We start from the raw sequence: 12,636 nt of genomic DNA on the forward strand, positions 1-12,636 counted from the left end.
TGTCCACCATGACCGCAATCGGTGAAAAAAAGCCCTTGTATGAGGCAATTCAACACCTTTCTGAACTCAGTACTGGGATTTACGAAATCAATCTGGAACAACAGGTTTCGTTTCATGTATACCCTGACGTTTTACAGGCTGCGACAAAAATTTATCAACAACTTCGCGCCAATGGTATTCCAAGCGGAACCCCTGTGATTTTTCAGCTGGATACAAGTACCTCGTTCTTAACAACACTCATCGCATGTTTACTCGGTGGTTATATTGCAATCCCACTGGCTAGGGCATCACAAGATATAGCAAGTACCAGCCAAAGAAAGCAACTCACACAGATCCTGCAACAATTGGATACCCCTGTGATTTTGACACATGAGGCCAATGTTGAAGAGTTTCAAGCTAATGGTGCCACCTCTTTCCTCCGTATTTTTGCATATGAAAGACTTATCGAATCCACATGTCATCATGATGACCCTATAATACATGGTGAAGCATCCGATACCTGCATGATTTTATTCACATCCGGAAGTTCTGGACAGCCCAAAGGGGTTGAGCTGACACAAGAGAACTTAGTGTCGATGATCACTGGAACAGCAACGATGAATGCGTTCCATGATCAAGATGTCACTTTAAACTGGATGCCAATGACCCATGTTGGCTCAATCGTCTTCTTGGGGCTTCTCCCTCTGTATCTCGAATGCAATCAGATCCATATTCCTACAGCATCAATATTGCATCGTCCACTCTACTGGCTTGAACTCATTGAACAATATCGGGCAAGTATCTCCTGGGCACCCAACTTTGCTTTCTCACTGATCAATCAGCAAGCAGAAGTGATCCAGCAACGTGCGCCTGATCTCTCCAGTATGCGATTTCTAGTCAATGCTGGTGAGCAGATCGCCGCCCAGACCGTTGATCGTTCATTAGCGATCCTGGAAACACTTGGCTTACCCCACAATGCGCTTCGACCAGCTTTTGGAATGACTGAGACTTGTTCCGGGATCACTTGGTCAAAAGGACTCACAAGAGAAACTTTAGCTCAATCCCCTTCGTTTATTTCTCTTGGCGCACCCATTCCCGGAGCCCAAATGCGAGTGACTGATGAATTAGGCACACCATTAAAAGAAGGAGAAATTGGTAGACTTGAACTCACAGGGTCATCGGTCACAAACAGTTACCATAAAAATACAGCTCAAAACGAATCATCCTTTTCAGGGCAATGGTTTATCACAGGTGATCTTGCCTTTATTTCTCAAGGTGAACTGTACGTTACCGGACGGGAAAAACAAGAAATCATCATGAATGGCATCAATGTTCCTGCGCATGATATTGAAACCTGTGTGGATGAAGTTGACGGGGCATCTCCCAGTTATACCTGCGCATTTGCTGTCCGAGAGAAAGATACTGGTCTTGAACAACTCGCCATTGTTTTTTCCCCAGCAAATCAAGACGAGTCAACCTGGATAGCCCTCGTAAAACAGATGAATGGCCATTTAACTCGCCAACTCGGGTTCTTATGTCATTATTTTCTACCACTCAAGACAGAGGATATTCCAAAGACTGCCATCGGTAAAATCCAACGGACAAAGCTGATTCAGTCATTTGAATCCGGTCAATTTGACCGATTAGTTGAGCAATACGCAACAACTCAAATACTTTCCAGTATTGATGCATCACAATTACCCAGCTCAGAAGTCGAGTGTCAAATCGCTGAGATCTGGCAAGAGATACTTGAGCTTGAACATGTAGGAACACAGTCGAACTTTTTTGAACTCGGGGGTTACTCCATTTTACTTACCCGCGCACATGCACAGCTTCAATTGCGGTTTGGAACCTTTCCTCTTGACGTGCTCTTTAAATATCCAACCATTGAAACGCTGGCGAATTTCTTCTCAACAGAAGAAAGCTTGGAATCACAACTTGAATCTTCCGTCCAAGCTCGTGTTCAGCAAAGAAATGCGTCAAATCCACATCAAGATATCGCGATTATTGGTATGAGTTGTCGATTCCCTGGTGCGGATAGTCTTGAGGCTTTTTGGCAAAACTTAATCGAAGGCATTGAATCCATTTCATTCTTTGAAGACGAATCGAAAGTCGCCACCTTTATGGATCCAAAGTCGACGAGTCATGTCAATTATGTCAACGCCAGCCCTACTCTGAAAAATGCTGCTGCATTCGATGCTGAATTCTTTGGATATTCTCAACGTGATGCAGAGTTGATGGACCCACAACATCGAGTTTTTCTGGAGGTCTGCTGGGAGACAATGGAGCGTGCAGGCTATAACCCACATGCAGTCAAAGAAGCAATCGGTTTGTATGCTGGTGCCAGTATGAATACCTACCTACTCAACCATGTCATTCAGCAGCAATTCAATATGGATGAGTTTGACGATCAGCGTGTCATGACGCCAGATTCGATGGGTGGTTTTCAAATGATGGTCGCAAATGATAAGGATTATCTGAACACACGCGTTTCATACAAGCTGGATTTGACCGGACCCAGCCTAAACATTCAAACCGCCTGCTCTACGGGTCTTGTTGTTGTTCATCAAGCCCTTCAGAGTATTCAGAGTGGTGAATGTGATATGGCCCTTGCAGGCACGACTTCCGTACAATGCCCGCAGGAAGTTGGCCATCTTCACCAAGACAGTATGATCACATCACCGGATGGACACTGCCGAGCTTTTGATGCAAATGCGAAAGGCACAATATTCGGTAGTGGTGTTGGCTGTGTGCTCCTCAAAAAACTTGATCAAGCGATTGCTGATGGTGATCACATTCATGCTGTCATCAAAGGCAGTGCGGTCAATAATGATGGCCTGATGAAGGTCGGCTATATGGCACCAAGTGAAATAGGACAGTCAAAAGTGTGTCTGGAAGCACTGGAAATTGCCAACATCGACCCTGCAACGATTGGTTTTGTCGAAGCACACGGCACTGGGACAGAGATGGGAGATCCGATTGAAGTCGCCAGCTTAACCAATGCTTTTCATGCAAAAACCGATCAAAATCAATACTGTGCCATTGGCTCTGTCAAGACCAACATTGGCCATGCACAAATTTCGTCCGGTATCGCAGGTCTGATCAAAGCTGCTTGTGCAATAGAACATGCACAGATCCCCCCGACGCTGCATTTTCAAACACCAAACCCACTGATTCCATTTTCCCAAACACCATTTTATGTGAACACACACTTACAAAACTGGTCTCCTACAGCACACCCAAGACGAGCCTGCGTGAATTCACTTGGCATTGGTGGGACAAATGCGCATGTTGTCCTTGAGCAAGCACCAACGCGCCAGGCCGAAAGCAAATGTGCTGAGCATAACGAATGCTCTTATTTGCTCCCGCTCTCGGCAAAAACACCAAAAGCTTTACGTGATTTGGTGAGCCGGTATTGTCATTTTCTTTCCCATACCGAGTTTGATTTCGCAGATATCTGTTATACCGCGAGTGTTGGACGAAAGCATTTCGACCATCGAGTGACTTTTCTTGCACAAGATAAGCAGACACTACTGACTCATGTTCAGCAATGGCTTGCACAAGACCATCAGCCAGACTCTTCTCAAAGTAACATACCCATTCAGTTCTTATTTACAGGACAAGGGTCACAATATTTTCAAATGGGACAGTCACTTTATGAAAAGTCAGCTGTGTTTCGAAAAACAATGGACCGTTGTGATGCAATTTATCAACAACTTCGAAATCAATCACTCCTACCGCTCATTTTTGATTTGGATGATGGTCAGCTCCATGAAACTGTAGAAACACAGCCCATTCTCTTTGCGATTGAATACAGCCTAGCAACGCTTTGGATGAGTTATGGCGTGAAACCCAATATGTTGATCGGGCATAGTATTGGTGAATATTCAGCTGCATGTATTGCGGGCATTTTCTCTTTGGAAGAAGGGATGAAGCTCGTTACGAAGCGAGGTGAGCTGATCCAATCACTCCCCAAAGCAGGAGAAATGTATGCTGTTTATGCAACACAAGCACAATTAGCACCTTATGTAGCTGAATACGAAAAAGTCAGTTTCGCAGCAATTAACGGCCCGAATAATATCGTTCTTTCCGGTGAAGTGACTGCCCTCACAGAAATTATCACCCAACTAGAAAAACAAGAAATTGAGTATCAAAAGCTACACACATCCCATGCATTTCATTCACCGCTCATGCAGCCTATTGTTGACGCATTTAAAGCAGTTGCAGATACAGTCACATACCACCTTCCCAAAATACCGCTGATCTCAAATATGACTGGGTCGGTGGAAACAGATAAGTTCTGTGACCCTGCGTATTGGGCCGCACATATTCTCTCCCCTGTCCACTTTGCGAAAGGAGTCAGTCAGCTGAAACCTGGTCTTTGGTTAGAGGTTGGCCCTAAACCCACTTTGACAAGCATGGCAAAAACATTTTGTTCTGAGAAAAATCAATATTTGCCTTCAATGAGAGTCAACCACGACAGTTGGCTGGTTCACCTTCAGTCTATTGAATTGTTTTATCGTGCAAATATACAGGTGCAATGGCATCATTTGTTTGAGGCACATCCTGTCTATCGTGTTCCTTTACCGACCTACCCCTTCCAACATAAGGATTATTGGCTTTCACAAAAGCCAATTAAAACGTCATCTGATCATCTGGATATGCCAATTGAGCATCCGCTCGTGCATCAAACGATCCATGCCCCCTCAATGAACGCAACCTTCTTCGAAACTGAGTTTTCCGAAGTGAGGCTACCCTTCTTAGCGGAGCATCGTGTATATCATCGTATTGTTGTTGCGGGAGCAAATCATATTGCGACGATATTGAGTGCAATTCAGCCTGATCTAAGCCAAACCACTTGTCGCCTTGAGCAACTCATTTTCCCAGAAGCTCTCGTTATCCCTTCTGAGCAGTCCAAGCATGTTCAAATTATTCTTGAGCCGGATGGTGACAGTCAAAATGTTCAACTCATCAGTTTCAAACCAGGCTCTTCAAACCAGCATCAGCGCCATTGTGAAGCAACACTGCATCAAAGAAGCGCTCCACGCCATCCACAGCGTGTCGACATCGCTTCGCTTCTTCATCGATGCCCAACAAAAATTGGTGCTGATTCTATCTATCGCAGTTTATTGGATAGACAAATTAATTTAGGGCCTCAGTTCCGGTGGATCTCAGATTTGTACCTTGGTGAAAATGAAGCGCTGGCCGAAATTCGATTGCCGGCAAGTGCCAACATCGATCAACGTATCGCGCTGCACCCAGGTCTCATCGACTCGATGCTTCAACCTTCGCTCATGGTTCTGTCGATAAGTGAAGCAACGCAAACCTACGTGCCTTATAGCATGACCTGGTTCGAATGGCTTCGCCCAATACAGTCTTATCCACTTTGGAGTCTGACACAGCGAAGAGTCGACGGCACCAGAGAAGTTGCGGATGTTCAATTATTTGATCAAGAAGGAAACTTAGTCGCCAATGCAATTGGGTTTGAATTCAAGCCAGTCAACCCCGAAGTATTTCTCCAAGAAAAAGCTTTGTCACAAAGCCTTTACCAGCTCCAATGGGACACATTACCTTTACCGCAAACATCACCTGTTCAATCGACGCTCAACTTCATCGCACTCGATGTTCAATCTATGTCAGAAAAGCTACAACCTTATCTGAAGCCCGTTCATACAGCAGAATATTGTGCAATGGCAGAAGCATTGGAACAACTTGCCATCTCATACATTCTTCATGCTTTCAATCAGCTTAAACTAAAGTGGCAACCCAATGCTGGCTGGACAGACAAAGATATTTTGAACCAAGTCGAAATCATTCCTTTGTATCACCCAATGATCCAGCGACTCTTAATTGTTCTTGAAGAAAAATCAGAGCAAGTGGATCACCTTCTGTCTTCACTACTGAATCAAGAAACAATCCAATCATCGATTGCCACCTTAAAACAACGTTTTGGCGAGAAAATTCATGCCGAGCTGTCGTTACTTCAGTCTTGTGGACATAGGCTTGCAGATATTCTTCAAGGGAGAGCGGATCCTCTGAGTTTATTATTTCCAGGTGGCGACCTTTCGATAGCAACACAGTTATATCAATCTTCTCCTGGGTTCATCGCGATGAACCAACTGATGAAAGAAACGCTATCTCAAGTTCTCAGCGAGTTGCAAGTTCATTCATCGCTGGCGATTCTAGAAATTGGTGCAGGCACTGGCGCAACCACACATCATTTGCTGCCTGAACTCGCTAACTGGGATGCAACGTATACTTTTACTGATATTTCACCTTTATTCCTGCAAAATGCAGCCGTGAAATTTAATGATGCTGAATCGATGGATTTTCGTGTTCTTGATATCGAACAATCGCCAGCAGAACAAGGTTTTCATCAACAATACGATGTTATTGTTGCGGCAAATGTACTCCATGCGACAAAAGATATCGCGCAAACCCTGAAACATACTCGAACACTCCTTAAACCTGGTGGACACCTTTTATTGCTTGAAGTCAACAAGCCCACTGTTTCTGTTGATCTAACTTTTGGGCTGCTCGAAGGCTGGTGGCGATTTACTGATACTCATTTAAGGCCTGACTATCCATTATTGAGCCAAGTACAATGGTGTGAACAGCTTAAGCTCGCAGGATTCGTCCAAAGTGAAGTTGTTGACGTGCATATTCCAACACCAGGTGGAGATCAGCGCGTCTTTGTCGCAAAGAATGACTTACAAACCACTCAGCATTCATCTCCTTGGTTGCTTTTATGCAATGATAAAACTGTATCTGAGCAAATCTCAGACCCCCTTGCTCGCCAAGGCTATACAACGATACAAATCACCCATGGGTCGCGTTATCACGAATCAAAAGCAGGGAACATCAGCATCAGCCATAGCCTGGCAGATTTTCAGCTTCTTCTGGATAAGTACCCTCATGCTCAAGGAATTATTTTTCACTGGCAATTCGAAGAATCAGCCTCTAGTGCTGCACTCACTTGTATCAGTGCATTAAATCTTGCTAAAGCTGTCTCTGGGGCAAAAGGAAATCAACCGCTTTATTATTTCAGCACGCAATCTCAGCTTGTTGATCAACAAGGACCTCTCACAAAATCACATATTGAGAGTGCTTCGTTATGGGGGGTGCTCGCTGTCCTCCAAGAAGAGCAACCTGAATTAAGGCTCACACTCGTGGATCTCCCAGCATCTCCAATTTCAAAAGACTGGCAAATGATCACGGCTAGCCTGACATCAATGACATGCCCAACACAATTGGCGCTTCGAAATAATGCTCTATGGCAACCTTTCATGTCTTCTGTTTCATCATTTGAGCCCCATCAACTCACGGAAGCTCGAATCGACCCAAATAGCAGTTATCTTGTCACTGGCGCATTCGGAGGCATTGGTTTTGCACTGTTAGGTGCTCTTGTTCAACGAGGCGCAAAACATATCATCGCTGTTGGACGGCATCGACCAAACGAGACGCAGCAGTATCAGATCAAACGCTGGCAGTCTTCCGGAGTCAAAATCCAATGCGAGAAAATGGATATTGGTCAAAGAGAAAATGTGCAGCGACTCTTGAGCCCAGATCACATAGACATTCCGTTAAAAGGAATTTTTCATATCGCTGGTGTGTTTGAGGAAAAGCCAACAACATCTCTTAACCAGACATCCCTGATGCATTCTTTTCATGGAAAATGCTCTGGCGCGTGGTTATTACATGAGTATTCTCAGCATGCCGAGCTGGATCACTTTGTACTCTTTTCCTCAGCGGCAAGTTGGTTAAATTTACCAAACCAAGGTGCCTATGCAGCTGCAAATCAAATGCTCGACAGTTTATCCGCTTACAGGCAACAACTTGGACTTCCAACCTTATGTATTAACTGGGGAGCATGGGAAGAAGCAGGAATGGTCGCCTCGCAATCAGAAACGTTGCTTTCCCTTGGACATCAGCCAATTTCAATGTCAGAGGGGCTCACGATGTTATTTGAACTGATGAATTCATCTTATTCCAATGTGTCTGTGTTACCGATTCATTGGTCGACCTTCTTCAAAACTTACCGGCAAATCCCACCATCGCTCACGCGAATTGCAACGCAGGTCTGTTCTCCTGAAAGTTCAATCATGACTAAGTCGAACAATGATGATGTTTCTCTGGGCCGAGTGACTGATGATGATTCGATTGATAACAAAAGCAGATTGCCTATTGCTGAGTTTTTACAGACACAAGTTCAACAGCTAACGGGGACGCTCCACCCAATAACGAATGAAATGCCTCTCACTGCACTGGGGATGGATTCAATCATGAATATCAACTTAAAGAATCGGATTTTCGAATTTTACGCTATCCAAATTCCACTCGCTGAATTCATTGATGCAACGATCGATTCTTTAGCTGAGCGGATCAACGAACAACAGCAAACCAATCTCTTCGGACAACAACCATCTCTCGACTTAGAGAATCAGGAAACAGAAATGGAGGAGTTCACGTTATGAACCACCTTCAATCATTAATCGCAGAACTCACAAAAAGAAAAATTCAGCTCAGTGCAGAATCGGACAAACTCCATATTCGTGCCCCAAAAGGTGCAATGACAGCAGAGCTACAGGCCAGTTTAAAAGCAGAAAAAATTAACTTAATCGCATGGCTAGAAAAATCTGCTTCTGCAAAACAGCTCCCTGTTCTGAAGGAAGATTTGGACAACCGGTTTCTCCCTTTCCCACTGACCGATATTCAACAAGCCTATTGGGTTGGGAATGCCGCTGGAATGGACAGGCGGGGTCGTTACCATTACTACCTTGAATTTGATATACCTAATCTAGATCATCAGCGCCTGAGTTCAACATTCAATACGTTAATTGAGCGGCACGAAATGTTGCGCGCAATTGTTTTACCTCATGGTGAACAACAAATTCTCGCATCCGTTCCACACTACGAGATCGCTTTTGAAGATCTCAGCAACTTAGGACAGTCAGAAAGCTCGAATCAATTGACATACAAAAGGCAGTTACTTTCAAATCCCAAACAACAGTTAGATCAATGGCCATTATTTGATATTCAGATCAGTCAAATGAACGACACAATCAGCCGAGTCCATGTCGGTTTGGATCTGATTGTCCTGGATAGTGGCAGTATGATGATCCTGTTTCGGGAATGGCAGCAATTGTATCAGTTCCCAGAGCTACAACTCGAACCACTTTCATTATCTTTTCGGGATTACGTGCTTGCCCAGCAAGCGTTGGAGAATTCGGAAGTTTACCAAAACGCAAAAAGTTACTGGCAGTCTCGATTGGTGTCACTTCCACCAGCGCCTGAGCTACCGACTAAAACAGGTGCCATCGAGATCAGCGATAAATTTCAGCGACTGACACATCGCTTGCCTGCCCATCAATGGCAAAGCCTTAAGGAGCAAGCACAACAATCGGGAGTGACGCCATCTGCGCTCCTTCTCAGCGTTTTTTCTGAAGTACTCTCTTTCTGGTCCGGACAAGTTGAATTTACTTTAAATCTGACTCTCTTTAATCGGATGCCAGTTGACTCACAGATCAACCAAATTATTGGCGACTTTACTTCGGTCACACTTCTGCATTGCGACCTCAGTAATCAACGCACTTTGTTGGAAAATGTAAAGCAGATGCAGCGGCAGCTTTCCGAGGATATGGAACACCGGCATTACCCAGGTATTCAAGTGTTAAGAGATTGGGCAAAACTACTCGGGGGAACAGGAAAAGCGCTTGCACCCGTTATATTCAGCAGTACCCTCGTTTTAGATAAGCAAGATACTTTTAATCTATACAGCTTCCTAGAAGGTGAATTGACGTATGCGCTCAGTCAAACACCACAGCTATTTCTTGATCATCAACTGCTTGAAGATAATGGGCAGCTGATTTTTCACTGGGATTATGTTGAAGGCTACTATCCGGATGGGTTGATTGAAGCAATGTTTCAAGCATATACAGATCGCATCATTGCTCTGACTCAAGAATCACAATTGTGGCAAGAACCAACACCATCGTTTTTACCACCCTCGCAGCGTAAACAAAGACAGGAAATCAATGACACGACGCAAGTTTTATCTTCATGGACGCTGACAGACTTATTTTTAAAACAAGTCCAACAACATCCAGATAAAATCGCGATTCAATCTACAAAAGCACAATTCACTTATGCTGATATCTATCGAAAAGCATGCCACCTTGCCCGACAACTGAAAAAATCAGGTGCTTCTCAAACCCAGCCTGTCGGGATCATTTTAGAAAAAGGTCCAGAACAAATTGTTGCTGTTTTTGCCGCACTCCTTTGTGGTGCACCCTATTTACCAATTGATGCGCAACAACCGATCAGCCGACAAATGAAACTCATTGAAGACAGTCAGCTCCAAGTTGCCTGTGTCAGCAGTAAATGGTTGAAACGATTTGGACCAGAGATTCAGCCTCATACCATGCATTGGTTGAACGTTGATACGATCAAAGATAAAAAGAAGCCGACAGCAATCCAGCCAAAATCAAAACCTGATGATCTTGCTTATATTCTTTACACATCAGGCACAACTGGCAAACCGAAAGGCGTGATGATTGAGCACCAAAGTGTGATCAATCGCATGATCGATGTGACCGACCGATTTCGTCTTCAGCATGAAGATGTTACCTTTGGACTGACCGCACTTCATCATGATCTCTCTGTTTTTGATATTTTTGCCACACTTTGCTGCTTTGGTGGCACATTAGTATTACCGGAAGCCAAACATCATAAAGATCCTGTGCATTGGCAAAAAGTCATCAGCCAATTCAATGTCACGCTATGGAACTCAGTCCCCGCATTTATGGATATGTTCATCACACATTTAAAGAGCAATCATGAGCAAGACACGGGTAGCCTCCGTTGGGTTATTCTTTCTGGGGATTTTATCCCACTTTCATTACCAGAACGTATTCGAACGCTGATACCAACAGTCGATTTAGTTTCCGCTGGAGGCCCCACAGAAACCACAGTTTGGGATATTTGTTATCCGGTTGGTGAAATTGAGTCTGACTGGTCCGCAATACCCTATGGCTGTCCAATGAATAACGCAACGTATTATATTCTCAACCCAAAGGGACATGACTGCCCAGATTGGACCATTGGAGAGATGTACATTGGCGGCACTGGTCTTGCGCGCGGATTTTGGCAAGATGAGGAAAGAACCAAAGCCGTATTTATTGAGCATCCTCAAACCCATGAACGATTGTATCGCTCTGGTGATATCGGCCGCTTTCACCCCAATGGTTACATTGAGATCCAGGCCCGTAAAGATTTTCAATTAAAAATCCAAGGGCAGCGCATCGATCTGAGCGAAATTGAACATCAACTTTTGACCCATCCTGATGTTCAACAAGCTGTTGTCGTTGCAACAGCATCCAATCCTCCACAATTGATCGCTCATGTCGTTACAAAACAGTCGCTACTGCAACAGCCTGATACCGACGTCGACAATGACACTATCAAAAAGATGGACTTTAAACTCAAACAACACGGATTAAACCATACGGGTTCCGCAGAACAAGCGATCCAACTCCCTCGTTCTACGGAAAATCCGCAACATCAATTGGATTTCCTGCTTCGCCAGAGCCACCGCCATTTTCTGTATGAACCGATCGCTTTGGAACATCTCGCTGACTGGCTATCCAATTTACAACAAAGAACCATTGATAATGCGCCACTGCCAAAGTATCAATATCCATCTGCAGGTGGCCTTTATCCTGTTCAAACCTATCTTCATGTCAAAGCTGATCGAATTTGGGGTTTAAACGAAGGTTTTTATTATTATCACCCTCAGCAACATGCTTTACTACCGGTGGATTCACCCTCGACCATCCCAGCCAATTTCTATTCTGGGGTGAATAAACCCATTTTTGAGCAAGCAGGCGTGATGCTCTTTTTGATTGGAAAACTCGATGCTGTTGAACCCATTTACCCAGGAAAAGGACTCGAGTTTTGTCATTTAGAAGCAGGCTATATGAGTCAGTTGCTCATGGAGAAGTCTCCTATTTACGAAATTGGTTTATGCCCAGCAGGCGATGGAGTCAATCTCAAACAACTCGCTGACAAACTCGCACTCACTGCCGACCAACATCTTGTACATACCCTGATGTGCGGAAAAATCGATGCGGAGTGGAGCAAACAATGGATGGCATACCATCAACACCAAAGTAACGATGAAATCCAGGCCACTTTACAGTCTCATCTAAAGAAACATTTACCGTATTACATGCTGCCAGCACAAATCCAATCTTGGGATAGACTTCCGCTTACAGCGAATGGAAAAGTAAACCGTAAAGCACTCATGCATGCACCAACCAATCCAGTTGATGCACCATTCGTTCCAGCGAAAAGCAAAACCGAAACCGAATTAAAAACAATGTTGTGTGACATCCTTGAGCGTGAAGACATTTCTATCACACAGCCATTTTTTGAACTTGGTGCAAACTCAGTTCACCTCGTTCAATTCCGCCAAAAGATTGAAGCACACTGGCAAAAAGAACTCCAGATGGCCGATTTGTTTTCGCAAGCCAACCTACAGTCTTTAGCAGCATTCATCGATCCGGTATCGGACCAACATCATCAAAGAATGAAAACGTCTCTTGCAGATATTGCGAAAAAACAGCGGGCAGCATTGACTAGACGTTCAAAAAAATAAGC

2 protein-coding genes are annotated in these 12,636 nt (G+C 44.3%); both read left to right on the forward strand.

The features are described from left to right. Window positions 1-8: 8 nt before the first annotated feature. On the forward strand, window positions 9-8,453 hold the full coding sequence (locus tag C505_RS23895) for a type I polyketide synthase (RefSeq protein WP_018694101.1): 8,445 nt from the start codon (window positions 9-11) through the stop codon (window positions 8,451-8,453). After that, window positions 8,450-12,634: a non-ribosomal peptide synthetase gene (locus tag C505_RS0118370; protein ID WP_018694102.1), complete on the forward strand. Its 4,185-nt coding sequence runs from the start codon at window positions 8,450-8,452 to the stop codon at window positions 12,632-12,634. The genes C505_RS23895 and C505_RS0118370 overlap by 4 nt, the downstream gene beginning before the upstream one ends. The last annotated feature ends 2 nt before the right edge of the window (window positions 12,635-12,636 follow it).

The organism is Algicola sagamiensis DSM 14643 (genome assembly GCF_000374485.1).
GTDB classification, from domain to species: domain Bacteria; phylum Pseudomonadota; class Gammaproteobacteria; order Enterobacterales; family Alteromonadaceae; genus Algicola; species Algicola sagamiensis.

Bases quoted from the DNA above. Each gene is read 5' to 3' on its own strand.
- C505_RS0118370 (WP_018694102.1), top strand. From the start codon at position 8,450: ATGAACCACCTTCAATCATTAATCGCAGAACTCACAAAAAGAAAAATT.
- C505_RS23895 (WP_018694101.1), top strand. From the start codon at position 9: ATGACCGCAATCGGTGAAAAAAAGCCCTTGTATGAGGCAATTCAACAC.